The 25,127-nt window shown below is 65.6% G+C and carries 25 protein-coding genes and 1 tRNA gene; 7 read left to right on the top strand and 19 right to left on the bottom strand.

Annotated elements, in window-relative coordinates:
- Positions 1-11: 11 nt before the first annotated feature.
- A complete protein-coding gene (locus tag FRF71_RS05775; RefSeq protein ID WP_147089661.1) occupies positions 12-626 on the top strand; it encodes an HD domain-containing protein in 615 nt (204 codons plus the stop codon).
- Positions 627-629: 3 nt separating this feature from the next.
- Here FRF71_RS05775 and FRF71_RS05770 read toward each other — a convergent pair whose 3' ends face one another.
- The 8 genes from FRF71_RS05770 to FRF71_RS05735 form a co-directional block, all read right to left on the bottom strand.
- Positions 630-1,391 carry a DsbA family protein gene (locus FRF71_RS05770; RefSeq protein WP_147089660.1) on the bottom strand — a complete coding sequence of 254 codons (762 nt, stop codon included), beginning with the start codon at positions 1,389-1,391 and terminating at the stop codon, positions 630-632.
- A 10-nt stretch (positions 1,392-1,401) separates the two neighbouring features.
- On the bottom strand, positions 1,402-2,754 hold the full coding sequence (locus FRF71_RS05765) for a M48 family metalloprotease (protein WP_147089659.1): 1,353 nt from the start codon (positions 2,752-2,754) through the stop codon (positions 1,402-1,404).
- Between the two features lie 10 nt (positions 2,755-2,764).
- The gene (locus tag FRF71_RS05760) at positions 2,765-3,688 is read right to left on the bottom strand and encodes an alpha/beta hydrolase (protein ID WP_147089658.1); all 924 of its coding nucleotides are present in this window, start codon (positions 3,686-3,688) and stop codon (positions 2,765-2,767) included.
- 107 nt (positions 3,689-3,795) lie between these two features.
- Positions 3,796-5,253: a PAS domain-containing protein gene (locus FRF71_RS05755; RefSeq protein WP_147089657.1), complete on the bottom strand. Its 1,458-nt coding sequence runs from the start codon at positions 5,251-5,253 to the stop codon at positions 3,796-3,798.
- Between the two features lie 130 nt (positions 5,254-5,383).
- Positions 5,384-5,746: a DUF2141 domain-containing protein gene (locus tag FRF71_RS05750; RefSeq protein ID WP_337678508.1), complete on the bottom strand. Its 363-nt coding sequence runs from the start codon at positions 5,744-5,746 to the stop codon at positions 5,384-5,386.
- Positions 5,747-5,793: 47 nt separating this feature from the next.
- The gene (locus FRF71_RS05745; protein ID WP_238339460.1) at positions 5,794-6,474 is read right to left on the bottom strand and encodes a sterol desaturase family protein; all 681 of its coding nucleotides are present in this window, start codon (positions 6,472-6,474) and stop codon (positions 5,794-5,796) included.
- 97 nt (positions 6,475-6,571) lie between these two features.
- On the bottom strand, positions 6,572-8,242 hold the full coding sequence (locus FRF71_RS05740) for a DEAD/DEAH box helicase (RefSeq protein WP_147089654.1): 1,671 nt from the start codon (positions 8,240-8,242) through the stop codon (positions 6,572-6,574).
- Positions 8,239-8,520, bottom strand: a complete 282-nt coding sequence (locus FRF71_RS05735; protein ID WP_147089653.1) for a hypothetical protein — start codon at positions 8,518-8,520, stop codon at positions 8,239-8,241. Before FRF71_RS05735 ends, FRF71_RS05740 begins: the two co-directional genes overlap by 4 nt.
- Between FRF71_RS05735 and FRF71_RS05730 the strand changes: the two genes are divergently transcribed.
- Positions 8,519-9,847, top strand: coding sequence for a M20/M25/M40 family metallo-hydrolase (locus FRF71_RS05730; RefSeq protein WP_147089652.1), 1,329 nt, complete (start codon positions 8,519-8,521; stop codon positions 9,845-9,847). The two genes, FRF71_RS05735 and FRF71_RS05730, sit on opposite strands and share 2 nt — an antisense overlap.
- An 11-nt stretch (positions 9,848-9,858) precedes the next feature.
- A complete protein-coding gene (locus FRF71_RS05725; RefSeq protein WP_147089651.1) occupies positions 9,859-10,032 on the top strand; it encodes a DUF1289 domain-containing protein in 174 nt (57 codons plus the stop codon).
- On the opposite strand, the gene FRF71_RS05720 is transcribed toward FRF71_RS05725, so the two are convergent.
- Positions 10,017-10,505, bottom strand: coding sequence for an MmcB family DNA repair protein (locus tag FRF71_RS05720; RefSeq protein WP_147089650.1), 489 nt, complete (start codon positions 10,503-10,505; stop codon positions 10,017-10,019). The two genes, FRF71_RS05725 and FRF71_RS05720, sit on opposite strands and share 16 nt — an antisense overlap.
- A gap of 39 nt (positions 10,506-10,544) precedes the next feature.
- The gene (locus FRF71_RS05715) at positions 10,545-10,982 is read right to left on the bottom strand and encodes a hypothetical protein (RefSeq protein ID WP_238339458.1); all 438 of its coding nucleotides are present in this window, start codon (positions 10,980-10,982) and stop codon (positions 10,545-10,547) included.
- 118 nt (positions 10,983-11,100) lie between these two features.
- Between FRF71_RS05715 and FRF71_RS05710 the strand changes: the two genes are divergently transcribed.
- Positions 11,101-11,177, top strand: a tRNA-Arg gene (locus tag FRF71_RS05710).
- Positions 11,178-11,183: 6 nt separating this feature from the next.
- Here the strand turns inward: FRF71_RS05710 and FRF71_RS05705 are convergent.
- Positions 11,184-11,939, bottom strand: a complete 756-nt coding sequence (locus tag FRF71_RS05705; RefSeq protein ID WP_147089649.1) for a sulfite exporter TauE/SafE family protein — start codon at positions 11,937-11,939, stop codon at positions 11,184-11,186.
- Positions 11,940-12,064: 125 nt separating this feature from the next.
- Here FRF71_RS05705 and FRF71_RS05700 point away from each other — a divergent pair, with 125 nt between their 5' ends.
- A complete protein-coding gene (locus tag FRF71_RS05700; RefSeq protein WP_147089648.1) occupies positions 12,065-13,321 on the top strand; it encodes a dipeptidase in 1,257 nt (418 codons plus the stop codon).
- Here the strand turns inward: FRF71_RS05700 and FRF71_RS05695 are convergent.
- Genes FRF71_RS05695 through dapD form a run of 3 tightly spaced genes read right to left on the bottom strand, consistent with a single transcriptional unit; the run spans position 13,318 to position 15,295 of the window.
- Positions 13,318-13,755 carry a potassium channel family protein gene (locus tag FRF71_RS05695; RefSeq protein WP_238339456.1) on the bottom strand — a complete coding sequence of 146 codons (438 nt, stop codon included), beginning with the start codon at positions 13,753-13,755 and terminating at the stop codon, positions 13,318-13,320. The two genes, FRF71_RS05700 and FRF71_RS05695, sit on opposite strands and share 4 nt — an antisense overlap.
- Complete coding sequence (locus FRF71_RS05690) at positions 13,752-14,444, bottom strand: aspartate/glutamate racemase family protein (RefSeq protein ID WP_147089647.1); 693 nt, start codon at positions 14,442-14,444, stop codon at positions 13,752-13,754. Before FRF71_RS05690 ends, FRF71_RS05695 begins: the two co-directional genes overlap by 4 nt.
- Before the next feature lie 11 nt (positions 14,445-14,455).
- The gene (gene dapD, locus FRF71_RS05685) at positions 14,456-15,295 is read right to left on the bottom strand and encodes a 2,3,4,5-tetrahydropyridine-2,6-dicarboxylate N-succinyltransferase (protein WP_147089646.1); all 840 of its coding nucleotides are present in this window, start codon (positions 15,293-15,295) and stop codon (positions 14,456-14,458) included.
- A 147-nt stretch (positions 15,296-15,442) separates the two neighbouring features.
- On the opposite strand from dapD, the gene FRF71_RS05680 reads away from it, so the two are divergent.
- A complete protein-coding gene (locus FRF71_RS05680) occupies positions 15,443-17,857 on the top strand; it encodes a S8 family peptidase (RefSeq protein ID WP_147089645.1) in 2,415 nt (804 codons plus the stop codon).
- A 32-nt stretch (positions 17,858-17,889) separates the two neighbouring features.
- A complete protein-coding gene (locus FRF71_RS05675) occupies positions 17,890-19,131 on the top strand; it encodes a CaiB/BaiF CoA transferase family protein (protein ID WP_147089644.1) in 1,242 nt (413 codons plus the stop codon).
- Positions 19,132-19,133: 2 nt separating this feature from the next.
- On the opposite strand, the gene FRF71_RS05670 is transcribed toward FRF71_RS05675, so the two are convergent.
- The 5 genes from FRF71_RS05670 to FRF71_RS05650 all read right to left on the bottom strand — a co-directional run bounded on the left by FRF71_RS05670 (position 19,134) and on the right by FRF71_RS05650 (position 25,096).
- Positions 19,134-20,210, bottom strand: coding sequence for a phosphotransferase family protein (locus FRF71_RS05670; RefSeq protein WP_147089643.1), 1,077 nt, complete (start codon positions 20,208-20,210; stop codon positions 19,134-19,136).
- Positions 20,211-20,220: 10 nt separating this feature from the next.
- Complete coding sequence (locus FRF71_RS05665) at positions 20,221-21,309, bottom strand: Zn-dependent alcohol dehydrogenase (RefSeq protein WP_147089642.1); 1,089 nt, start codon at positions 21,307-21,309, stop codon at positions 20,221-20,223.
- Between the two features lie 111 nt (positions 21,310-21,420).
- Complete coding sequence (locus tag FRF71_RS05660) at positions 21,421-22,713, bottom strand: acyl-CoA dehydrogenase family protein (RefSeq protein ID WP_147089641.1); 1,293 nt, start codon at positions 22,711-22,713, stop codon at positions 21,421-21,423.
- A gap of 89 nt (positions 22,714-22,802) precedes the next feature.
- Positions 22,803-24,242 carry an MFS transporter gene (locus FRF71_RS05655; protein WP_161597894.1) on the bottom strand — a complete coding sequence of 480 codons (1,440 nt, stop codon included), beginning with the start codon at positions 24,240-24,242 and terminating at the stop codon, positions 22,803-22,805.
- Positions 24,239-25,096 carry an SDR family NAD(P)-dependent oxidoreductase gene (locus FRF71_RS05650; RefSeq protein ID WP_147089639.1) on the bottom strand — a complete coding sequence of 286 codons (858 nt, stop codon included), beginning with the start codon at positions 25,094-25,096 and terminating at the stop codon, positions 24,239-24,241. Before FRF71_RS05650 ends, FRF71_RS05655 begins: the two co-directional genes overlap by 4 nt.
- Between the last annotated feature and the right edge of the window lie 31 nt (positions 25,097-25,127).

Here is a 25,127-nt window from a genome sequence, read left to right as displayed (position 1 = left end):
GGAGAGAACCAATGGCCGATATCGACAGCCCCATCCACCACGGCAGCCATGAGCGCGCCAAGTTCCGCGCAATGACCGAAGGCACCCAGGAAGACTGGTCGCTGATTTCCAGCGAGTACATGGCCTTTGCGCGCGACCTGCCGGACCGCGTGCTCGCCCATCTCAAGCTGCTCGACGGCGATTTCGGCGGCTTCCCGGTCGACCGGCTGCAGCACTCGCTGCAGACCGCGACCCGCGCACATCGCGACGGGCGGGATGAAGCCTATGTCGTGATGGCCCTGCTGCACGACATCGGCGATACGCTGGGGACCTATAACCACCCGGAAGTTGCCGCCTCGATCATCAAGCCGTTCGTTTCGGAAGAGATCCACTGGATCTGCCAGAACCATGGCGCGTTCCAGGGGCACTATTACTTCCACTACGTCGGCATGGACCGCAATATTCGCGAGCGTTTCCGCGGCAATCCCTATTTCGACGCCTGCGCCGAATTCTGCGAGAAGTATGACCAGGCCGCCTTCGATCCGGACTACCAGAGCGAACCGCTCGAGTTCTTCGAGCCAATGCTGCGCCGGGTCATGGCCCGCCCGATCAACTCAATGTATGCCAAGCTGGCCGAAGCCGAATAGGACCTAGCCCTTCGGCTCCGGCCCAGAGTCGGCCTTCACCGCGTCGATCGCTTCCTGCAGCACTTTCTGGCCGACTGCGCCGGCCATCAGCTGTTCGCCGATCACCCAGCTGGGGGTGCCGTCTATCCGCAGCTGCTGGGCGAACGCGAGGTTCTGCCTGATTTCGGCTGCGACGCGCGGTTCGGCAATGACCTTGCGGGCGCGGTCCAGATCAAGGCCGGCGCGGGTCGCTGCCGCCTCGATCGTATCGGCAGCAGGCCGGCCGCTGGCGAACATGGCCTTGTGGAAGGCCTCGAACTTGCCCTGTTCAGCAGCGGCGAGCGACCAGCGCGCGGCATCGGCACTGGCGGGGGAGAGGATCGGCAGCTCGCGGATCACCACCTTGAGATCGGGATTGGCGGCGATCAGGGCCTCAACCTCGGGCACTGAGGCGCGGCAATAGCCACAGGCATAGTCGGTGAATTCGACCAAGATCACCGAGCCGTTGGGGTTGCCCAATATGGCACCGGGGAAGGGGGCGGTCAGCGCATCGCCGGCACGCGCCACCTGCTTCCCGTTCTCGCGGGCCTGGAGCCGCTCCATCGCCTCGGGCAGGATCTCGGGGTGCTCAAGGATATAATTGCGGACGATCTCCTCGATCGCGGCCTGGTCCGACGGGTTCTGCCGCGCACCGAGCAGCCAGCCGCCCAGTCCGCCGATCAGCGCGACAATGATGAGTGCGAGGATTACCCAGGGGGAGCGGGGGTTTGGTTCGGTTCCGGCCATGCCGACCGGCCTACTTGCGTTTGTTCGCCCGTTCAATCGCTGCGCGCGCCTGCATTGCGATGTCCTGGGCCCGCAGCCAGTCAGGCGAGCCCTTGGGCAGTTGGGCTTCGGCCGCTTCGGCGCTGCGCAATGCCTGGGGCATCTGCCAATTCATTACCTGTTGTTCGGCGCTGGCCAGGTGCGCGCGGGCGAGATCACCATTGGCGGCATAGACCACGCCAAGCTGGTACCAGGCGAAGGGATTCTCGCGATCGCGCGCCACGGCATTCTTGAGGACCTGCTGCGCTTCGGCGAAATTCTGCGGGTTCTCGGTCGCGATCAGCGCGTGACCGAAGATTGTTGCGATCAGCGGCTGGTTGCCCGACAACTCGGTCGCGCGGCGCAGGGCATCGAGCGCTTCGGCGGGCTTGCCGGTTTCGAGCAGGATCTGGCCCTTGAGCTCGAGGAAATAGGGATCGTTAGGCGCCTTGGCGAGCAGGGCATCGGCCTCAGCCAGCGCCTTCTCAGGGAAGGCCTGACGATGCCAGGCATAGGCCCGGGCATAGCGCGCAGGGATGTCGGTCATGGTCTCGGGATAGGTCCGCATCACCTGCGCCGGTTCGCCGAGGTAGCCAAACAGCTTGGCCTTGGCGCGCTGGAACCGGGCTTCGAGCTTGGGGTCGAGCGGATTGTTGTAGGCTGGATCGCGCTCGTAGGTGTCCTGCAAGGTGGCAATGCGGTCCCCCGTCATCGGGTGGGTGCGGTAGAACTCGTTGTCCGGGGTGCGGGTGTAGCCATAGCGAAACTCCATGTTCTGGAGCTTCTTGAAGAACTCGACCGAACCCCGCCCGGTAATCCCCGCTTTCGACAGGAACTGAGCGCCGGCCGCGTCAGCCGTCGACTCCTGCGCCCGGCTGAACGAAAGGTATTTGCCCAGTGCAGCCTGCTGGCCGGCCATGATAACGCCAATTGCCGCGTCGCCGGCGCCTGCTGCAGCCGCCGCGACGCCCAGCAACAGCGAAAGGATGCTGATGTTTCCAGCCGCCTTGCTGCCGCCGTCGCTGATCACGTGGCCGCCGGTGATATGGCCCAGCTCGTGCGCGATCACGCCCTGGACCTCGTTCGCCGTGCTGGCAGCATTGAGCAGGCCGGAATGGAGATAGACCACCTGGCCGCCGGCGACGAAGGCATTGAGCGAGGGGTCGTTGATGACCACCACGTCGACGTTGTTCGGGTTAAGGCCGGCCGCGGCGATCAGCGGCGCGGCCATGTCGTGCAGCAGCGCTTCGGTCTCTGCGTCGCGCAGGATCGACTGCGCTGCCGCCGGCTGGATCGTCAGCGACCAGGCGGCAATCAGGGCAAGCAGGCGGGCAAGAATGCGCATGGGACCGTCTTTACTCCGCCGGCGCCTGAATGGGCGCTGAAGGCTGGCGCAGGCGCGCCAGGAAGTCCAGCACCGGGGCGCTGACGCTGGCATCGCGCGAGAATGGCTGAGCCAGCTTGAGCACTGTTCCAGCATGATCGACGCCGGGCAGTATCACCAGTTCGGCCCGACCGCCGCGTTCCGTCAGCGCCTTTGCGAGAACCTTGCTGTTGCGCGGTTTCACGGTTGTATCGGCGTCACCTGTCAGCAGCAGCATTGGCGGGGCATCCCCGCGCGCGAAGGTGATCGGCTGGGTCAGCTTCGGATCCTTGACATGGCCGAAGGCATTGCGGGCGGAATCCGAGGTGAACGGGTGGAAGTCATAGGGACCGGAAAGGCCGAACACACCTTTCATGAAGCCCTCGGGCAGTCCCAGACGGCCCAGCCACTGCCGTTCAAGTCCGAGCATAACCACTGTATGCGCACCTGCCGAATGGCCCATCAGCACAACTTGGCTCGGATCGCCGCCATAACGCGCAACGTTTTGCGCAGTCCAGGCGACCGCCGCCGCGCCGTCTTCCAGCATGTGGGGATAGACGCCATCGGGCACCAGCCGGTAGCCGGGTAGGACCACGACATAGCCCGCGCGGGCAAAGGTCCGGCCGATGAAGTGATAGTCCTCGGGGCGACCGGAGTGCCAGCCGCCGCCGTGGATGAAGACCAGCACCGGGTGCGGGCCAGGCTTATTGGGGGCAACGATGTCGAGCCGCTGGGCGGGGAGCGGGCCATAGCGGATGCCACTTGCCACCTCCAGCGTTCCGGCCGTGCCGCCGACGGTCCGGTCCGCCAGGTCGAGCAGGCCGACCGCGCCGGTTGCGTGGGCATATCGCCAGACAGCAAAGGCGGCAGCCGCCAGCAGCAGCAGGACAGTCACAGTCCAGCCAATCCAGCCCATGCGCTTGTTTCTCCCGACGATCGCCATAGGCCAGCGTCTAGCGAGCAAAAGCGAAGGGCGCCATGCCTTCCGGCACGGCGCCCCACTCGCTCTCAGGTAGTGGCGGGTTAGCCGACCAGCTTGCGGGCGGCACGCTCCAGCAGCGGCACATCGTCGCCGACTTCGCCCAGCAGAACCACTTCACCGCTGGGCAAGCGGCGGGCCACCAGCAGGGTGAACTCGTTGCCTTCGGCCGAGACGCTATCGAGCGGATAGGCTTCCAGCTTGCGCAACTTGCGGGCCAGGGCTTCGCGCGGCGTGTCGCGCACGACTTCCTCGACGCCCGCTTCGGCCTTCTTGGCGCGGCGTTCCTCGTTGACGATGCCCTTCAGGCCGCCCGGCGCACTGGCCAGGTACTGGCCGAGCGAACCGCGGGCCACGCCGACGCGGTGCGCATGGCTGAGCGCCGTGGCATATTCGGTCAGGCGGGTCTTGTCGTAGTCCGCGCCGAAGACCAGCTTGACCACCGGGGTCATCGGGGCCCGGTCCTGGACGGTCAGGCCATAGTCGGCCACCAGCTCGTTGAACTCTTCCGGCGCTTCGACCGCGGCCAGAGAGAAGTCATAGGCCCGGCCAATTGCAGCATAGAGCGCCTGGCGGGTCCGGTCTTCGCTGCCGCGCGCGGCTTCGGCCAGCTCGCGGGCCGAGGCCAGCCAGTCAGCCAGGCCCATGTCAGTGGGCTCTTCGGCGTTCAGTTCAAGGGGTTCGGCGTCATAGACCGTGGTTAGATCGCTATCTTCGCCGCCGGCATCCAGCGCGCCGAACTGCGGCGCAGGGAAAGCCAGGTCATCGCCGGCTTCATCAGACGCGAAAGCACCAAGATCGAGCACATTGTCATCGCTATCCAACGTGACAAAGCCCGGCATGACGTCAGCCGGACCATCGGCCCAGTCGGTCAGTTCGTCGCGGCGAACTTCGTGCGGGGTTTCTTCCAGAGCCTGGTCGATTTCCTGCAGCAGGGCATCGGTGGTGCGCTGGTCGGCCAGTTCCTTCCAGTTGATCACGCCATAGATGAAGTCGATGGTGTCATCGTCGCTCGAGAAGGGCAGCAGGATGCCGCGATAGAGAATCGTCGATTCGCGCTGGTTGACGAATTCCGCCTCGAACCCGATCGGCGCCTGGTTGGCCAGGATCTGCATGTAGTGATCGGTAATGCGGCTGAGCAGGGAACGGCTCGGCACGTCGTCCAGCGTATGGATCTCGCCGTCGGTGCCGCACTCGCTGGCCAGCTTGTCACCAAGGTAGCGGATCGAAGGGTTCTCGATCCCGCCGGTGAAGTCCAGCAGGACACTGTAGGGGCCGAAATCCGGGAGATTGTCGGGCTCAAGGTCTTCGATCGAGGGGAAGGCGCGATCGCCCAGCAGGCTCGCCCAATGGTTGTAGGCGCGCACCTGCATGCGGCGCTCGTCTTGCCCGACGGGGTTCGGCGGCGGTTCGCTCACCACTTCCTCCTCGTGATTGTCGAGGTCGGGCCATTCATCGCCGGTGTCGGCATGGTCCGAAAAATTGCCCCGATACGTATCCATGTGGTTTCCCCACTGAGTGCCTGTCAGTGGGTTTCTCGCGCAACATGGTAAATTAACCGTTAAGTTGCGCCAATCGCCCTGGCGTCACGCCCTAAGTGACGTCATTGCCGCGCCAAATCCTTCACTGTCCTTAGAAAAGGTAGCGCATCCGCGCCTTTTGCTCGATCGCCACGCCGCTCACTTCGAAGGCGGCCTTGTCGAACTTGGGCGGGCCCATCCTTACCGGCGCATCGCGGGAAAACCCGTAGCCTTCCTTGGGCATCATCAGCGCCATGTCCATCTTGCGGTTGGCATTCTCGTCATGAATCATCGAGATCGCATAGCGCCCGGCCGGCACCGCGCCAAAGTTGATCCGCACTTCGGTGCCGGCAGGAACGACGGCATTTCTTGCCGCAGGATCCTTGCGGCAATCGGGAAAGCCCTTGGGCTGGGCCGTCAGGCAGGCGAGGACCTGGCCCTTGGCATTGCGCAGCCCGGTGACCACCACGCTCACCTCGGTCAAGGCCGGGTTGCCCGCCCCGAGCAGCGGCGCTGCCAGGATCAGAGCGAGGAAAGGCCGCGATCGGTGCCGCACAGCCGGTCCCAGACGCGAAAATAGAGGCCATAATTGCATTGATAGTTCTCGTGATGCCGCTGGTGGTGGCTGGCTGTTATCAGCCATCCCCCTAAGCGCGAATGAACGAGGCGGGCCGGAAAGAGCTCCCAGCCCATGTGATTGGTGATCCCCATCAGCGTCATGATTGCGAGGACCAGCCCCAGCATCGCCACGTGGATGGGAATGAAGAAGATCAGCGCCGGGATCACCAGCGCGCCGGTGACAGCCTCCCAGGGGTGAAAGCTCATCGCTGTCCAGGCCGTCGGTGGGCGGCTGGCGTGGTGGACCGCATGAGCCCGGCGGAACAGCCAGGGTCGATGCATCCAGCGGTGAGTCCAGTAGAACCAGGTATCGTGCGCAAAGAGGTAAAGCAGCACTGACAGCGGTAGGTACCACAGCGGAAAGGCGCTGAAGTCGGTGTAAATCCGGGTCCAGCCAAGCTGCTGCCAGCCCCAGGCAACCACTCCGGCGGGCACGCCATAGATCGCTGCCGAGGCCAGCGACCAGCCGATCTCGCGCCGGATCTGCGGCTCCAGCCCCTGGTAGAGGCCGGGCCGCACGATCCGTGTCGCCCAGGCAAAGGCCCCGCTGGTAAGGAGATAGCGCAGCGCGACGATCAGCGTCATCGCCCCTGCCGACCATGCGGCCGCTTGCCATCCCGAACCAGACAGATCCTGCATTGCCGCGCCTTATGCCGCGCCGCGATTCGCGGCGCCAGCCCTGTTAGCGGGCGTTGTGGCTCTTGCCGCGGAACTGGCCCTGGCCGCTGCGCCCGCCATCGCGCCGATCGCCACCGGGGCGGCGATCGCCGCCATGCGGAGCGGGACGACGTTCACCCTGCGGGCCATCGCGGCGTTCGCCCTGACGGACCGGACGGCGATCCCCGGTCGGGGCCGGACGACGGTCACCGGTCGGAGCCGGTCGGCGTTCGGCGGTGTTGGCGCCGGCTTTGGGCATCACGCCGAACTGGCGGGCTTCACGCTCTTCCGCGGCGAGCGGGTTGAAGACCGGGCCGCGTTGTTCGCGCGGGGCCCATTCCTTGCGGACGTGTTCATTGCGATGGTGCTGATCGCGGCTCTGCCCGTCGCGGCTCTGGCCGCCGGGGCTGCGGTTGTTGTTGCGACCGCCGCGACCCTGGCCGCCGCGCGGCTGACCGCCACGCCCGCGGGCATCGCGTTCCTCGCGGCGGGCATCCTGCTCGGCCTCGGCCGGCTTGCGGCTCGGCAGCGGCAGGCGGGCGGCTTCCTTCTGGAAGTCTTCCGGCAGCGGCATGGGCATCAGCTTGACGTCGGTCAGGCGCTCAATGTCCTTGAGGTAGGCCTTTTCATCCGGGGCGCAGAAGCTCTGCGCCACGCCATCGGCGCCGGCGCGCGCGGTGCGGCCGATCCGGTGGACATACTGTTCCGGCACGTTGGGCAGTTCAAAGTTGAACACGTGGCTCACGCCCGTCACGTCGATCCCGCGGGCGGCGATGTCGGTCGCCACCAGCACCGGGGTGCTGCCCTTGCGGAAGGCCAGCAGGGCAGCGGTGCGCTGGGCCTGGCTCTTGTTGCCATGGATCGCCGCGGCATTGACGCCGGCGGTGGTCAGGTGGCGCACGACGCGGTCAGCCCCGTGTTTGGTGCGGGTGAAGACCAGCGCGCGCTCGATCGAACCATCGGCCAGACCGGCGCGCAGCCGCAGCGAAAGCAGCGCCTGCTTTTCGCTCTGGTTGACGAAGGTGATGAACTGATCGACGCGCTCAGCCGTGGTGGCCTGCGGCGTCACTTCAACCCGGACCGGGTTGGAGATGAACTGCTTGCCCAGCTCGGCAATCGCCTTGGGCATGGTCGCGCTGAAGAACAGGCTCTGGCGCTCCTTGGGGAGCATGTTGGCCACGCGCTTCAGCGGCACGATGAAGCCCAGGTCCATCATCTGGTCAGCTTCGTCGAGCACGAAGATCTCGACATTGCGCAGCGTCAGGGCGCGCTGGTCGATCAGGTCGAGCAGGCGGCCAGGGGTGGCGACCAGGATGTCGCAGCCCGGAACCAGCGCACGGGCCTGCTTGCCGACGGGGATCCCGCCGAACACGCACTGGACCGAAAGGTTCAGGTACTTGGCATAGCCGCGCATGTTCTCGGCGATCTGGGCGGCCAGCTCGCGGGTCGGCGAAAGGACCAGCATCCGGCACGAGGCATTGCTGCGCGCCTTGGGATTGGCCGCCAGGCGGTGCAGCGAAGGCAGCGAGAAAGCGGCGGTCTTGCCGGTGCCGGTCTGGGCGATGCCCAACAGGTCACGGCCTTCGAGCAGCGCCGGGATCGCCTGGCGCTGGATCGGGGTGGGATCGGAATAGCCCTTGGTCTCAAGCGCACGGACAAGCGGCTCGGCCAGGCCAAGATCGGTAAAATAGGTCATAAAATCTCTTCAATATGAAGCGGCGCAGACGGAATGATCCCGCCATGCGAAGCAAGGTGTCGTTCGATGCGACCCTGCGTGAAAGAGGAAGCTTCAGCGAATGCGGCGATCGTACGTTCGGGCAAGTCTTCCGTGGAAACGGTGACCTCACGCTGCCGGAACTGCGGTGGAAACAGGGCCCACGCGCCGATTGCAAGGCGTCCTCTAGTTTGCATTGCAACAAAAAGCAAGAAAATTGCGCTGGCACCCAGGACAGGGCTTTGGCAGGGTGCGGCCATGCTGACACGTCACTTGCTCGCGCCCGCCGCGCTGATCGCCGCCCTGGTTCTTCCCGCCCCGCTGCTGGCCGCGCCGCCGAGCAAGGCCGAACAGGTGATGATCGCGACGGTCGATGCTGAACAGGCGCGCCACCTCGCGCTGCTGGAAAAGCTGGTCAACCAGAACAGCGGTACCCGCAACGTCAAAGGCGTTCGCGCCGTGCATGATATGCTGGTGCCCGAATTCGAAGCGCTGGGCTTTACCGTGCGCTGGGTCGATCAGTCCGCCGTTGGCCGTGCCGGCCACTTCATTGCCGAGCATAAGGGAAAGAAAGGCACCAAGCGACTGCTGCTGATCGGGCACCTCGATACGGTGTTCGAGCTGGACCACCCATTCCAGAAGTTCGAGCGGATCAGTGCCGACAAGGTCAAAGGCCCCGGCGCCGCCGACGACAAGGGCGGGGTGATCGCCATGCTTGCGGCGCTGCGCGCCATGCACAAGGCGGGTACGCTCAAGGATGCGAATATCGAGATCGTTCTGACCGGGGACGAAGAAGAAGCCGGCCTGCCGCTCTCGATCGCGCGCGCCGACCTGATCGCGGCGGGCAAGCGGGCCGATGCGGCGCTCGACTTCGAAGGTTTGAGCCAGGAAGACGGAAAAGACATGGGCTCGATCGCCCGGCGCTCGGCGGGCAACTGGAAAGTTACCGTGACTGCCCGCAGCGGTCACTCCAGCGGGATCTTCTCGGAGCGGGCCGGGGAAGGCGCGATCTACCCGCTCGCGCAAATCCTCGCCGCTTTTCGCAAGGAGCTGCCGGAACCGAACCTGACCTTTAACGTGGGCATGGTGGCCGGCGGGGCCAGTGCTTCGATCGCAGCGAGCGGTGCCAATGCCGAGGCGACCGGCAAGACCAATATCATCCCCGGCGTAGCGGTGGCCATGGGAGATGTCCGCGCCCTGACTCGCGAATCGATCCAGCGGACCGAAGCCAAGATGCGCGAGATTGTCGCGCGGCCGTTCAATGGCGGCACGGCAACCCTGGTGTTCGAAGACAAGTACCCGCCGATGGCGCCAACTGAAGGCAACCGCGCGCTGCTGGCCAAGCTCAATGGCGTCAACGCCACGCTCGGCCTGCCTGAGATGGCCGCACTCGATCCGCTGAAGCGCGGTGCGGGCGATGTCAGCTTCGTCGCCGCCGATGTCGATAGCCTGGTCGGGCTTGGCCCGGCCAGCGAGGGCGATCACACGGCGGCCGAGACGGTCGATGTCCCCAGCCTGTGGCGCCAGGCCAAGCGTGCGGCGCTGCTGATGACGCGCCTGTCGCGCGAGCCGGCGGTCAAGCGCTAGGAACCAGCGCGATGCGCGGACCCGATTCGCCCTGCGACGGGACCTGCCGGATCGACCATTCCACCGGCTGGTGCCTGGGCTGCAAGCGCACGCTGGGGGAAATTGCCGACTGGCCGATGCTGCGTCCGCAAGACAAGCACGCAATCCTGCGCAAGCTCAAGGACCGGCATCAACCCCAGTCGTAGCCCGCCGGATCGACCAAGCCTTGCTGGCGGCGCAGCGCCGCACGCGCCAGCCGCTCCACCTCGGCCTTGCGGCGCGCGGCGTTAAGCGGGACTGTTGGCGCGGGACGCAGGATCTCGGCATCATAGCCATCGGCCACGATCAACCCGCAGCGTTCGGGGCGGAAGGCCTCGGTCTCCATGCAGGCGCGGTCGAGATGGGCGGCAAGACCCCAATAGAACCGGTCGCAATGATCCAGGTAATCGGGCCACTTGGCATCGCCCAACAGATCGGCCTTGCTGACCTTGATCTCGACGATCACGAGGTGGCCCTTGGCATCGATTCCCATCAGGTCGGCGCGGCGGTTGGAGCGCAGCGGCATTTCGGGCAGACACCAGATGTCATTGCGGGCAAATAGCCGGCAGATACCGCGGGCAACCGTTTGTGCTGCCTTCAGCTCAGCATCAACAATTGCGGGAATCGCGGCTCCGGTCATGGCCGAAGCATAGGAACAGACCGGGAACCGTGCAAGCGCTCAAGCAAACCGGAGCGGCGGCGGAACCTCTTCAGGTGGCGGGACAAGCATCAGCAACCCGGCGCGCGCGGCCTGAAATTCCTGCCACAGTGCCAGCGCGGCCGTGCTCGGGCTCACGCCCCGGGCCTGGACCGCCAGCAGCGCGGCAAGGCCGGGTTCCATGATCGCGGCCAGATCGGCAATGCCCTGTTCGGCCAGATTGCGGCGCCAGCCGGCGACATCACGCATGATCGCAGGGAAATTGCGGACCTCGGGCTGCATCGGCTCGGCCGCCAGTCCGGCCAGCACCGCCACCACGCCAGCTGCATCGTGCAGCGCCGCCCACTTCATGCCCATCGTGCTGGCCGAGGCCTGGCCGAACTCGGCCCGGCCCGACCCCGGCACGAGAACCGGCGGCGATCCCTTCGGCGGGTTGAAGAATGGCGGCTGTGCGTTCATGGATAGCGGTGATAGCCAAACGCCCTTGCCAAATCGCTAATTCGGGCGCCTCGGCGCTGCGGTCCGAAAATGCGCTGGCGCAAGCGTCGCCGTGCTGCTAACCGCTCGCCCTGCTTCGGCACCCGTAGCTCAGCTGGATAGAGCGCTGCCCTCCGAAGGCAGAGGTCACAGGTTCGAATCCTGTCGGGTGCGCCAAGTTTTCTAGCCCAGGCCGTCCCAGGTCAGTTTGGCGCCAAGCAGCACCATCAGCACATAGATCAGCGTATAGAACCGCGCGGTATCCATCCGCCGGATCAGGCGGACTGCGCCAATCGTGCTGACTATCGCCAGCGGCATCAGCAGCGCCGCGGCAGTGAGGGTCTGGCGGTTGAGCGAGCCAAGTGCGATGTAGCTTGGCACCTTCATCCAGTTGACCGCTGCAAAGACGATCGAGCTGGTGCCGACGTAAGTTTCATGCGGCAGGCGGCGCGGGGTGACCCAGATCTGGAACGGCGGCCCGCCGGCATGGGCGACCTGGCTGGTGAAACCGACCCCTATGCCGAACAGCGTGCCGACCCAGCCGGGCGAATCCGACGGCGCGACAATCCGCCCGCCACGCTCAAGCCACAGGCGGTAAAGCCCGAAGGTCAGCGTCAGCAGGCCGAGGACCAGCAGCAGCCGCTCCTCCGGCACCGAAGCGGCGAGGAACGTGCCGAGCGCAACACCTACCGCCGCTCCCGGCAGCATCCAGGCGACGATCCAGCCGCTCCAGTGGTGGCGGAACGACCAGACGCTGACCACATCCTGCACCAGCAGCACGGGCAGCAACACCGCCGCCGCGACGGCTGGTGGCAGCGCGAGGGCCAGCAGTGGTGTTCCCAGTACGCCCAGTCCCGAGAACCCGCCCTTGGCGAGACCGAGGATAGCAACGGCCAGTACGGCGAGGGCAAGGGTAGCGGGATCGGCGAGCAGGTCCATCGCTGTTCCTGCCAGCATGGTTTGTAGCCGCGCGCAAGCGCTGATCCCCTTCGCCCCGGCGCAGCCAAGGGTTGATCGCCGGAGCGGCTCGGCTAGGCTGGCGCCAAACAGTCCACAGGAACCCCATGCGCCACCATCTGTTGCTCGCCGCCTCGCTTCTGGCTTTCGCCGCGCCGCTTGCCGCGCAAAGCCCGGAGGCGGTCGCCGCCGCCGCGCTCAAGGCCGCGCCGGTGTGGGACGGACACAACGACGTGCCTGAACAGCTGCGTGACCGGCGCAAAAACGTGCTCGGCGATTTCAGCTTTGCGGATACGGCTGGCACCGCCGATCCGGCCAAGAACGTGGCGGCGATGCAGACCGACCTCCAGCGCTTGCGGGCGGGCAAGGTCGGAGCGCAGTTCTGGTCGGTTTATGTCTCGGCCAATCTTAACGACCAGCAGGCGGTCCAGGCAACACTTGAGCAGATCGACGTGACCAAGCGACTGGTCGCCCGCAACGCGGCCGACATGCAGCTCTGTGTCACATCCGACTGCGTCGCCAAGGCGATGAAGGCGGGCAAGATCGCCTCGCTGATGGGGATGGAGGGGGGCCACTCGATCGGGGGCAGCCTGGCCGTGCTGCGCCAGATGTACGAACTGGGCGCGCGCTACATGACGCTGACCCATTTCAAGAATACCGCCTGGGCAGATGCCGCCACCGACGCCCCGGTGCATGACGGCCTGACCGACTTCGGCCGCGACGTGGTGCGCGAGATGCAGCGGCTCGGCATGCTGGTCGATCTTAGCCATGTCAGCGAGGCTACGATGATGGACGCGCTCGATGTCGCCAAGGCGCCGGTGATCTTCAGCCACTCGAATGCGCTGGCGGTCAACAGCCACCCGCGCAACGTGCCCGATGCCGTACTGGCGCGGCTGAAGGCCAATGGCGGGATCGTGATGGTCAACGCCTATCCGGCCTATGTGGTCGAGGCGACGCGGCAGTGGAACGTGCAGCGTGCGACCGAGGAAGCGCGGCTGAAGGCGCTTCATATCGGCCAGCCCAAGGTGGCGGCGGATGCCTTGTCTGCCTGGGTCAAGGCCAATCCGGCACCGATCGGCTCACTCAAGGACGTGGCCGATCACCTTGATCACATCCGCAAGCTGGCCGGAGCGGATGCCGTTGGCCTGGGCGGGGACTATGACGGGATTGAGACCACAGTGGCCGGGATGGAAGACGTTTCGACCTATCCCGCGCTGTTCGTCGAACTGGCGCGGCGCGGCTGGACCCAGGCCGAACTGGAAGGCCTGGCCAGCCGCAACATGATGCGGGTGATGAAAGCGGCCGAAGCCTATGCGGCTTCTCGCAAGGGTGACGCGCCGATCGAGAACCCGGTATCTTTCTAGTGCGGGTCGATCCGCCCGATCATGCGGAAGAAGAAGGCCGTCGACCAGCCAAGCAGGAAGATTCCCAACACCGACTCAAAGGCACCCAGCAAACGCCAGTCGGGTGCCATGTGCAGATCGTTGTAGCCCACAGTGGAATAGCTGATGGTCGAGAAATAGAGCGCCGGTTCAAGCTGCGGGATCGCGCCGAGCACGATGTAGGCCAGCGCAAACAGCCAGATCTCGATTCCGTGAAGCGCCAGCATGGCGATTACGACGACCAGAGTGAAAGCCGTGCCGCGCGGCGAGAGTGGATCAATGCGTTGCAGCCGTTCGATCGAGGCCTCCGTGCGCAGCGCCCGGTTAAGCCCAAACAGGCCCAGCCCGTGGATTACGACGCAGAACACCACCATCAGTGACGATACGGCGAATTGCAGGAACAGGTTCTGGCTCATGGTGCCAGCAGATAGTCGACCGCGGCTTCGGCATGAAGTGCGGTCGTATCGAGCAGCGGGATCGAGCAATCGCCATCCTTCAGCAGCAGCCCGATCTCGGTGCAGCCCAGTATGATGGCCTCGGCCCCTTGCTCCGCCAGTCGCACCGCGATCGCGCGGTACGCTGCGCGCGAAGGCTCGCTGATGATGCCGGCGATCAGCTCTTCGTAGATAATCCGGTGCACTTCCAACCGATCCTCGGCCGGCGGGACGACAACGTCGAGCCCGGCCGCCGCCAGCCGGTCGCGATAGAACGTCTGCTCCAAAGTGAAGGCCGTGCCGAGCAGGCCGATTGTCCTGCAACCCAGCTGCCGGGCTTTCGCCGCAGCGGGATCGGCGATGTGCAGCAGCGGAACGCCGACCGCCCCCTGCACTGCATCGGCCAGCTTGTGCATCGTGTTGGTGCAGATCATCAACGCCGTGCAACCGGAGGCCTCGAGCCGGCGGGCCGCGTCGATGAGCAGGTCGGTCGCACGCTGCCATTCGCCCGCCATCTGCAGCGCCTCGATTTCGCTGAAGTCGAACGACCAGAGCAGGCAGCGGGCAGAAGCACTCGGCCCGGCGCGGTCACGCACCCCCTGGTTGATTAGCCGGTAGTACTCGGCCGAGCTTTCCCAGCTCATTCCCCCGATCAGGCCGAGCAGCTTCATAGCCAGCGCGCCTAGTCGCGCAGCAGTTCGTTGATCGCGGTTTTGGCGCGGGTCTGGGCGTCGACGGTCTTGACGATCACGGCACAGTAGAGCGACGGGCCCGGGCTGCCATCGGGCAGCGGCTTACCCGGCATCGAACCCGGCACGACCACGGCATAGGGCGGCACCCGCCCGACATGGACTTCGCCGGTCGCGCGATCGACGATCTTGGTCGAGGCGCCGATGAACACGCCCATCGAGAGAACGGCCCCTTCGCAGATCCGCACGCCTTCGACCACTTCGCTGCGCGCGCCGATGAAGCAGTTGTCCTCGATCACCACGGGCCCGGCCTGAAGCGGCTCGAGCACGCCGCCGATCCCGACCCCGCCTGAGAGGTGCACGTTCTTGCCGATCTGGGCACAGGAGCCGACCGTGGCCCAGGTATCGACCATCGTTCCATCGCCGACATGGGCACCGATGTTGACGAAGCTGGGCATCAGCACGACGCCCTTGCCGATATGCGAGCCGCGACGGACCACGGCGCCGGGGACAACGCGGAAGCCGGCTTCGCGAAAGCGGTTCTCGCCCCAGCCGGCGAATTTGGAGGGTACCTTGTCAAAGGCCGGGGCCCCGGCGGCACCGCCCGGCACGACTTCGTTGTCGTTCAGCCGGAAGCTCAGCAGCACGGCCTTCTTGAGCCACTGGTTGACCTGCCAGCCGCCCTGGCCATCGGGCTCGGCCACCCGGGCCTGGCCATTGTCGAGCAGCTCGAGTGCCGCCTCAACCACGGCGCGCACATCGGCGCTGGCGGGCGTTACGGTATCGCGCCGTTCCCAGGCGGCTTCGATGGCAGTGGCGAGGTCAGCGGTCATGGCTCGGCTCCGGGGCGCAAGGGTATCGGCTCAGCGCCTAGCCGTGCAGCCCCCATGCGGCAAGCGCCGCGCTCTTAGCCAAGGATAGAAAGTCTCCGTTAACTATAATAATGCCAAGTGGAGGCGAACCGCGGAGTGCAAGGTCGCATGCAATTCTCAACCCGTCCCATCGCGCGCTGGCATCTCGCTGCAGCCCTGACCTCGTTCTTGCTGGTTGCAGCCTGCGGCGGCGGTGGCGGCGGCTCGGTCGGCAGCACGCCGACCCCGATCGCGACTCCGACGCCAACTCCCACCCCGTCTCCGACACCGACCACCAGTCCCACGCCCACCCCGACCCCCACACCCAGCGCCAGCTTCCTGACCAGCGAATACAACCGCTCGTCGGGTCCAAGCCAGCATGGGGCGCTGACGCCGTGGGCGGCCGGCTACAGCGGCCGGGGCGTTACGATTGGGATCGTCGATACCGGGATCGACAGCGACAGCCCGGAGTTCGCTGGACGGCTCGCTTCCGCTTCGGATGACGTTGCCGGAAGCCGCGGACTCGACAACCCGGACAGCGATCATGGCACCAACGTCGCATTGGTTGCGGCGGCCGCGCGCGACAATATCGGCGTGGTCGGACTGGCGTTCAATTCGACCATTGCGATGTTCCGCGCCGATACGGCGGGAACCTGCGCCAACAACGATCCGAACGATCCCAAGGATGGTTGCAAGCTAGCCGATTCGGCGATTGCCCTGGGGGTCGACCGGGCGGTTGCGGCCGGAGCGAAGGTTATCAACCTCTCGCTCGGCGGCTCGTCGCCAAGCACTGGCTTGCGGCAGGCCGTGGCCCGGGCCGCCAGTGCCGGGGTGGTAGTGGTGGTTGCCGCCGGCAACGATGGCGATTCGACCGATCCCGCAGTCGATCCCACTAACCCGGATCCCTTCGCCACCGGCCTGCGCCAGGCCGGGGCGGGCAATGTCATCATCGCTGGCTCGGTCGACAAGGACAATGCCTTCTCGGCCTTCTCCAACAAGGCCGGAGCCGAAGCCGGCTGGTTCCTCTCAGCGCGCGGCGAAAAGGTTTGCTGCGTTTACGAGAACGGGGTGCTCAAGATCACCACCGATGCCAGCGGACAGCGCTTCCAGTATGTCTTCTCGGGCACGAGCTTTGCCGCGCCGCAGATTGCCGGGGCAGCGGCGCTGCTGTTTCAGGCCTTCCCCAACCTGACGGCCACGCAGGTGGTTGACCTGCTGCTACGCACCGCGCGCGATGCCGGGGCAACCGGGACCGATACAACTTTTGGCCGCGGCATCCTTGACCTTAATGCCGCCTTCGCGCCGCAGGGCACCACCAGCATTGCCGGTACAGCGATCCCGGTCCCGGTCGGCGATACGACCGGCGTAACCTCCAGCCCGATGGGCGATGCCGGGCCGCGCGCCGGGTCGATCGATACGGTAGTGCTCGATGGCTATCAGCGCGCCTATGGCTTCAACCTGGCGGTCGGCCTGCGCGGGGCGCAGGTCCAGCCCAAGCTGGCTCCGGCGCTTGAATCGAACAGCCGCAACCTGTCGCTGGCCGGCGGCAAGGTGGCGCTGGCCTTTTCGATCGATGCGACCGGGCGGATTGCCAAGCTCCCATGGACCGGCCAGTTGCGGCTGACGCGCGAGCAGGCTGAGCAGGCGCGGGTGCTGGCCGCCCGCGCGGTAATGCAGATTGCGCCCGGGCGGCGGATTGGCTTTGCCTTCGAACAGGGCGCCGATGGGCTCGTTGCGCAGCTCCAGGGCCGCGACCAACCGGCTTTCCTGATTGCGCGTTCACCGCTCGACGATCTGGGCTTCGGGGCGACGGGCCAGGCCAGCTTTGCCGTGCGCGAAAGCCTTGGCCCCTGGGGCCTGACGGTAAGTGCCGAGCGCGGCTCGGCCCAGGCGGCGGCGCGGGTCAACCTGGCTGGCCTTGCCGGAGATCGCCTGCCGGGGGTGCCGGCCTCGCGGTTCGGCGTTTCGCTCGATCGCCGCTTTGGCGATCTCGATGCAGCACTGGGTGCAAGCTGGCTGATCGAGAAGGATTCGGTGCTGGGCGCACGGTTCCACCAGGCCTTCGGCGCGCGCGGCGCCGACAGCCTGTTCCTTGATGCCAGCATGGGCTGGCAGGTCTCGCCCGGCTGGCGGCTGGGCGCGGCCTGGCGCCGCGGGCTCACGCGGCCACAGGCGGGCGGAATGATCACGTCCGGCTCGCGGTTGATTACTTCGGCTTGGGCCTTCGACGCTCAGCGGATCGGGGTCTTTGCCGCAGACGACAGCCTGGCCCTGCGGATTTCGCAGCCGCTGCGGGTGGAAAGAGGCGGGCTCTCGCTCAACCTGCCGGTCGACTATTCCTACACCACGCTTAGTCCGATCTATGGACAGCGGCTGCTCTCGCTCGCTCCGAAGGGGCGTGAGCAGGATGTCGAAATGGTCTGGCGCGGCGGCCTGTGGAACGGGACGGCAATGGCCAGCCTCTACTACCGTAAGGATCCCGGCCACTATTCGACCCTGCCCGATGATCGCGGCGTGGCGGTAAGCTGGAACCGGCAGTTCTAGACAGGCGTCGCGGCTCCCGGCATGGCTGGGCCATGACCGAACCTGCTTCGAAAACTCCGCGCGCGCTTGATGGTATCAAGGTGCTGGACCTGTCGCGCGTCCTGGCTGGCCCCTGGTGCACGCAGATCCTTGCAGACCTTGGCGCGGAAGTGCTGAAGGTCGAGCATCCTGGCCGCGGCGACGACACGCGCGCCTGGGGTCCGCCGTTCCTCAAGCTGCCGGACGGGAGCGATGATCCCCGGGAAAGCGCCTATTACCTCTGCACCAACCGCAACAAACGCTCGGCTGCGATCGACATGGCGACGCCTGAAGGCGCCGCGCTGATCCGGCGGTTGGCCTCCGAGGCGGATATCCTGGTGGAGAACTTCAAGGTTGGCGGTCTGGCCAAGTACGGGCTCGACTATGCCAGCATCGCCGCGATCAACCCGGCGATCGTCTACTGCTCGATCACCGGGTTCGGCCAGACCGGCCCCTATACCCAGCGCGGCGGCTATGACTTCGTGGCCCAGGGGATGGGCGGTTTCATGTCGGTGACTGGCGAGGAGCACGGCGGCCCCCTGCGGGCCGGGGTGGCGATGGCCGATCTTTCGACTGGCAACTTCGCCGCAATCTCGATCCTCGCCGCGCTGCGCCATGCCGAGCGGACCGGCGAGGGGCAGCAGATCGACATCTCGCTGCTCGACACGCAGATCGCGATGATGGCCAACCAGGGCTCAAGCTATCTGGTCGGCGGCGTGGTGCCGGGGCGGCTCGGCAATCGCCACCCGACGGTAGTGCCCTACACCACCTTCGAGGTTGCCGACGGGGTGCTGATCATCGCGATTGGCAATGACCTCCAGTTCCGGGCCTTCTGCACCGAGATGGGCGTGCCCGAGCTTGGCACGGACCCGCGCTTTGCCCTGGCCCGTGACCGGCTGGCCAACCGCGACGCGATCGAGGCGATCGTGGCCGACTTGGTCAAGGATCAGGCGCGCGACGCGCTGATTGCGCGGCTTGAAGCCGCCGGCGTGCCGGTCGGCCCGGTCAACACGCTGGAGGACGTCTTCAACGATCCCTTCGTCGAAGCTCGCGGGACGCTGCACAAGTTTGTGCGTGAGGACGGGGTGGAAATTCCCTCGGTCGCCTATCCGGGCAAGCTCTCGCGCACGCCCGCGCAGTTCGATCGCCGCCCGCCGCGCGTGGGTGAGCACAGCCGCGAATTGCTGGCCGAATGGCTAGGGGTGGACGAAGCCGAATTCACCGCCTTGGCCGCAGCCGGAGCGGTGAAGAGCTAAAGCTACATCCCTGCCAGCTTGGCGAATTCGGTTGCCCGGTCAACCAGCGGCTGGACGCGGTCTGACTGGGCCTTGGCGTGGGCCGAGCTGGCCGTGCCGTCGATCACCCGCTTCTTGATCCCCTGCAAAATGCCGGCGAGACGGAAGAAGTTGTAGGCGAACAACCAGTTCATGTCGGGCAGGCTGTCGCGGCCGGTTTTTTCGCAATAACGCGCGACCACTTCGTCCAGCTCGGGAATGCCCAACGCCTTGCGATCAAGATCCGACACGCCGGAACGCCCGCCGTTTTCGGTGACCCAGGCCATGCAGACGTAGGAGAAATCACCCAGCGGATCGCCCAGGGTCGAAAGCTCCCAGTCGAGCACGGCCAGTACTTCCGGCTTGTCCTTGGCCCAGATCATGTTGTCGATCCGGTAGTCACCATGGACCACGCTGGTGCGGGTCTGCTCGGGCAGGGTCTTCGGCAGCCATTCGATCAGCCGCTCCATGTCGGGCATGTGCTCGGTTTCGGAGAGCTTGTACTGCTTGGTCCAGCGATCGACCTGGCGGCCGAAGTAATTGCCCGGCTTGCCGAAGTCCGACAGTCCGACCGCCTCGACGTCGACGGTGTGGAGTGCCGCCAGGGTATCGATCATCGCGAAATAGGTGTCGCGGCGATAGGCAGGTTCGTCACCCGGCATGGCCCCGTCCCAGATCGTTTTCCCGTCGACCATGTCCATGATGTAGAACCAAGAGCCGACGACGTTCTCGTCGGTGCACAGGCCAAACTGGCGCGCTGCCGGGAAACCGGCCTTGTTGAGCGCGTTCTGGACCTTGTATTCGCGGTCCACGGCATGGGCGCTGGGCAGCAGCGGGCCGAACGGCTTGCGGCGCAGCACGTAATTGCCGCTGGCTGCCTCGATCTTGTAGGTCGGGTTCGATTGCCCGCCCTTGAACTTGGTCAGGTGCAGCGGGCCCTTGAAGCCCGCCACATTGGCCTGCATCCACTCGGTCAGCTTGGCTTCGTCGAGCCGGTCGGCACCTTCCGGTTCGACCGTGCCGACAAAGGCCTCGTCCGCGTTAATCGCTGGTTCGCTCATGCCCTGGTCCTTACTGGTCGAACACGATTACCGAGCGGGCGGAGTGGCCGCCCTTCATCTTCTCGAAGCCTTCGTTGATCTGCGACAGCGGGATGCGCTCGGCGATGATTGTGTCGAGATCGAGCAGGCCGCGCATGTAGAAATCGACGAGGCGCGGCATGTCGACCGGGAAGTGGTTCATCCCCATGATCGCGCCCTGCAGCTTCTTGCCCGAGAGCAGGTCCATCGCCGAGAGGCCGACCGAGTGGTTCAGCGGCATCATGCCGAGGATCGTCGCCGTGCCGCCGCGGCGCAGCGACTTGACCGCGAGTTCGCCCGAGGCCGGACGGCCGACGGCTTCGACCGCGTGGTCAACCCCGCCCTTTGTGATCTCGACGATCTGTGCCGCGGCATCGTCAGCCAGGGCGTCGACTGTGTGGGTTGCGCCCAGCTTCATCGCCAGTTCGCGCTTCTCGGGCATCGGATCAGCGGCGATGATCTTGCCCGCGCCGGCGATCTTGGCGGCGTTGATTGCGGCCAGGCCCACGCCGCCGCAGCCGACCACGGCCACGGTCTCACCCGGCGTCACCTTGCAGGCGTTGAAGATCGTGCCCGCGCCCGTGGTCACCGCGCAGCCGATCACCGATGCGCGATCGAGCGGCATTTCCGGATCGATCCGGGTGCAGGCGTGCTCATGGATCAGCATCATTTCGGCAAAGGCCGAAAGGTTGAGCATCTGGGCGACGGGGCTGCCGTCACCGCGTGACAGGCGCGATTCGCTGCCCGGAGCGCGGCGGGTGTCGGCCCCCAGGCACAGCGCCATGCGGCCGGTGACGCAGAACTCGCAGTGGCCGCAGAAGGCCGAGAGACAGGTCACGACCGCATCGCCAACCTTGACCGTGCGGACCTCGCTGCCGACTGCCTCGACGATCCCGGCGGCCTCATGGCCCGGCACGGCCGGCAGGGCGTGGGGATAGGTGCCTTCGATGAAGTGCAGGTCGGAATGGCACAGGCCGCAGGCGGCGGTGCGGATCAGCACTTCGTGCGGACCCGGCTTGCTGATCGACAGCTCCTCAATCTCGAGCGGCTGGTTAGGGGCGACGAGGACTGCGGCTTTCATGTGCTTCTCCGGTCCCCCTCCCGCTTGCGGGAGGGGCTAGGGGTGGGTCTTGGTAGGGGCGGACTTTTGGCCCACCCCCGACCCCTCCCGCAAGCGGGAGGGGAGGGTTGCTTAGCGGGCGACTCCCAGATCGCCCGAGCTGAACGCACCGTCGGCCTTGGCATTGGCCGAGTGGCGGGCAAATTCGATCCGGGCGATGGCGCGGGCATGGACTTCGTCCGGACCGTCGGCCAGGCGCAGGGTGCGCTGGTGGGCCCAGGCCGAAGCCAGGCCAAAGTCGTCCGAAACGCCGCCGCCGCCGTGGGCCTGGATCGCATCGTCGATGATCCGCAGCGCCATGTTCGGGGCCTGGACCTTGATCATGGCGATTTCCAGCGCTGCCGCCTTGTTGCCGACCTTGTCCATCATGTCGGCCGCCTTGAGGCAGAGCAGGCGGGTCATTTCGATATCGATCCGGGCCTGGGCAATGCGCTGTTCCCAGATCGAATGTTCGGCCACGGTCTTGCCGAAGGCGACGCGCGACTGGAGCCGCTTGGCCATCTTGGCAATCGCTTCCTCGGCCACGCCGATGGTGCGCATGCAGTGGTGGATGCGGCCCGGCCCGAGGCGGCCCTGGGCGATTTCGAACCCGCGGCCTTCGCCCAGCAGCATGTTGCTGGCGGGGATGCGGACATCCTTCATCACCACTTCCATGTGGCCATGCGGGGCATCGTCATAGCCGAACACCGGCAGGTGACGGATCACCTCGACGCCGGGGCTGTCGATTTCCATCAGCACCATCGACTGCTGCTGGTGACGCTTGGCCTCGAAATCGGTCTTGCCCATGACGATCGCGATCTTGCAGCGCGGATCGCCCAGGCCCGAGGACCACCACTTGCGGCCGTTGATGACGTATTCGTCGCCTTCGCGGCGGATCGAGGTTTCGATGTTGGTCGCGTCGGACGAGGCAACCGCCGGCTCGGTCATCAGGAAGGCCGAACGGATTTCGCCGTTCATCAGCGGCTTCAGCCACTTCTCCTTCTGCTCCAGCGTGCCGTAGCGGTGCAGCACTTCCATGTTGCCGGTGTCGGGCGCGGAGCAATTGAACACTTCGCTCGACCAGCCGATGCGACCCATTTCTTCGGCGCACATGGCATATTCAAGGTTGGTCAGGCCCGGGCCTTCGAATTCGAAGGTATCGTCGACGTGATGATGGCCCGAATTGCGGGGGGGCATGAACAGGTTCCAGATCCCCTGCGCCTTGGCGCGGGCCTTTTCCTCTTCGACCACCTGCAGGACCTTCCAGCGTTCGCCAGACTTGTCCTCGGCCTTGTAGTCGTCGTTGCGCGGGCGGACGTGAGCCTCGATGAACTGGCGCACGCGATCGCGCCAATAGCGTTGCCGTTCGGTGGGTTCGAAATCCATGAGGCGTCCTTCCTTGCGTTTGGTCGAGTCTTGTTGGGTCTATCCTTGGCAGAGCCGCAAGGCCGCGCCAAGGGGGTTTAATCGGCCGGTTAAGGCGAAGTGGCGGCGGGCTCGATCGCGCCGGACAGCCGTGCGATGCGCCGTTCGTGGTCTTCGCGGGTGATCGGGAAGCGGGCGATGATCAGGATATTGACCACGGCGATGATGATCACTGCGATCAGGTAATAGATCGACAGGTCGGTCAGGACCGTCCCCGCCACCTCGCCCGGCCGCGCCTTTTTGGGGAAACCCGACAGGCTGATGATCAGTCCGGTCAGGAATATGCCCAGGCCCGTCGCGCATTTCTGGGTGAAGAAATAGGCCGAGAAGAACAGTCCCTCGGACCGTTCTCCGGTCTGCTCCTGCGACATTTCGATGATGTCGGCTGCCATCGATTGGACCAGCATCGATCCGGCCACGGCCAGGGCGTTTGAAATCGTCACCAGCGTGAACAGCAATGGGATCAGGATTGGATCGCTGTTTTCCGGGAAGCCGCCAGTCAGGCGCAGGATATAGGGCAGCACCCCCAGGATCAGCGATCCAATCCACATCGCGACTGCGCCGGTTTTCTTTTCGATCCGGTTCTGCAGGAAGCCGACCAGCAGGAACGCGCCAACCACGCCGGCGAACAGGCTGAACGAATAGGCCATGAACCCGGCCTGGGGCATCTCCCAGTAATAGGTCATGATATAGGTCGCCGCCGAATGGGTCAGCCCGTTGTTGGCATAGGCCAGCAGTGTGCTGCCGAGCAGGATCAGGAAGGCCCGGTTGGCCAGCGTCTTGCGGATCTTGCGCACCGTTTCGCCCAGCGGCAGGTGGACCGGCGGGCTCGAATCGAGCTTGGCGATCCGGCGATGGGTCGTGATCGCCGAAACAAACGTCGCCACCACCAGCAGCGCCGCCCCGGTCCAGCCATAGAGCTGGTAGCCATCGATATTGAGCTGACCGACCGGATAGCGCTCTGATGGAACCAAGAACACACCAAAGGCGAGGGTCAGCATCAAGAGGCCGCCGGCCCAGGCAAAGACAAACCGCCAGCGGGTGATCGATGTCCGCTCGTCATAGTCCGTGGTCAGACCCGGCACGACCGACAGCGCCGGAATTTCGTAGCACGATACCGCCGCGCGCATCAGGAAGGCGAACAGCAGCAGATAGCCATAGAGCCAGTCCGATGCCGCCTCGGGCGGGTGCCACAGCATGATCCAGGCCAGCGCAATCGGCAGGATGGCCGCATACATCCAGGGATGACGCTTGCCCCAGCGGCCGTGGGTCTTGTCGCTCCAGTAACCGACCAGCGGATCGACCAGCGCATCAAGAAGCAGGGCGACCAGCAGGATCAGGCCAACCAGGCTGGCTTCCAGGCCCAGGACCTGGCTGTAGAACAGCAGCAGCAGGGTCGAGAAGCCGTTGTCCTTGACCCCGTAGGCAACCGAGCCGAACCCGTTGCCCAGCTTGATCCGAAGCGGCAGCTTGACCGCTGCGGGGGTCACTGGCCGCTGCCTCCGGCTTCCTTGGCTTCGAGGAACTTCTGGATCGTGTCGAACAAGCCGGGCGCTTCGGGATCCCAGCAATGGCGCGGTCCGACCGTGATGCCGCCGTCGACAATCATCGAGGCGCCGGTCATGAAGCTGGCGGCGTCGCTGGAAAGAAAGGCCACGGCTTCGGCAATGTCGCGCGGCTGGCCGCCGCGCGGAACCGGCTGGGCGTGGCTCGACATCTGGGCGATCATCGCGTTCACCGTAGCCTTGTCGGCCTGGTCGACATCAAGGCTGGCGGCGAAGATGTTGGTGTTGATGAAGCCGGGCTGGACCGCATTCACGCGGATGCCAAACTTGGCGAGGTCCATCGCCGCGCACTTGGTCAGGTGCAGCACGCCGGCCTTGGCCACGGCATAGGCAGTGGGCGAGTAGCCGGGGCCAACCGCGGCGACCGAGCTGGTGTTGACGATCGCCGCCCCTTTGCGGTGCTGCATGTGCGGCACGGCGTAATGAATGCCCATCGCGACCGAACGCAGCACCAGGTTCATCGTCCAGTCCCAGCCGGCTTCGTCGCATTCGTCGATCCCGCCGCGTGCGCCGCCGGCAGCGGCATTGTTGAACAGGATGTCAAAGCCGCCATTCTCACCGCCGGCCTTGTCGAGCAGCGCTTTGATCTGGGCCACATCGCAGACATCGACGGCTACCGGCACCATCCCTGGTACTTCGCCCGCGAGGGCCTCGACCCCCGTCAGATCCATGTCGGCGGCATATACCTTGGCCCCTTCGCTGGCGAACAGCTTGGCCGTTTCCTTGCCGATTCCCGATGCCGCGCCGGTCACTACGGCGACTTTTCCTGCAAAGCGCATGTCCTCAAATCCCATTGTCTGTTTTGCCGCC

The organism is Novosphingobium ginsenosidimutans (assembly GCF_007954425.1).
In the GTDB taxonomy this organism is placed as follows: domain Bacteria; phylum Pseudomonadota; class Alphaproteobacteria; order Sphingomonadales; family Sphingomonadaceae; genus Novosphingobium; species Novosphingobium ginsenosidimutans.
The sequence above is the reverse complement of the archived record's forward strand: the minus strand, read 5'-3'. Positions and strand labels throughout refer to the sequence as shown.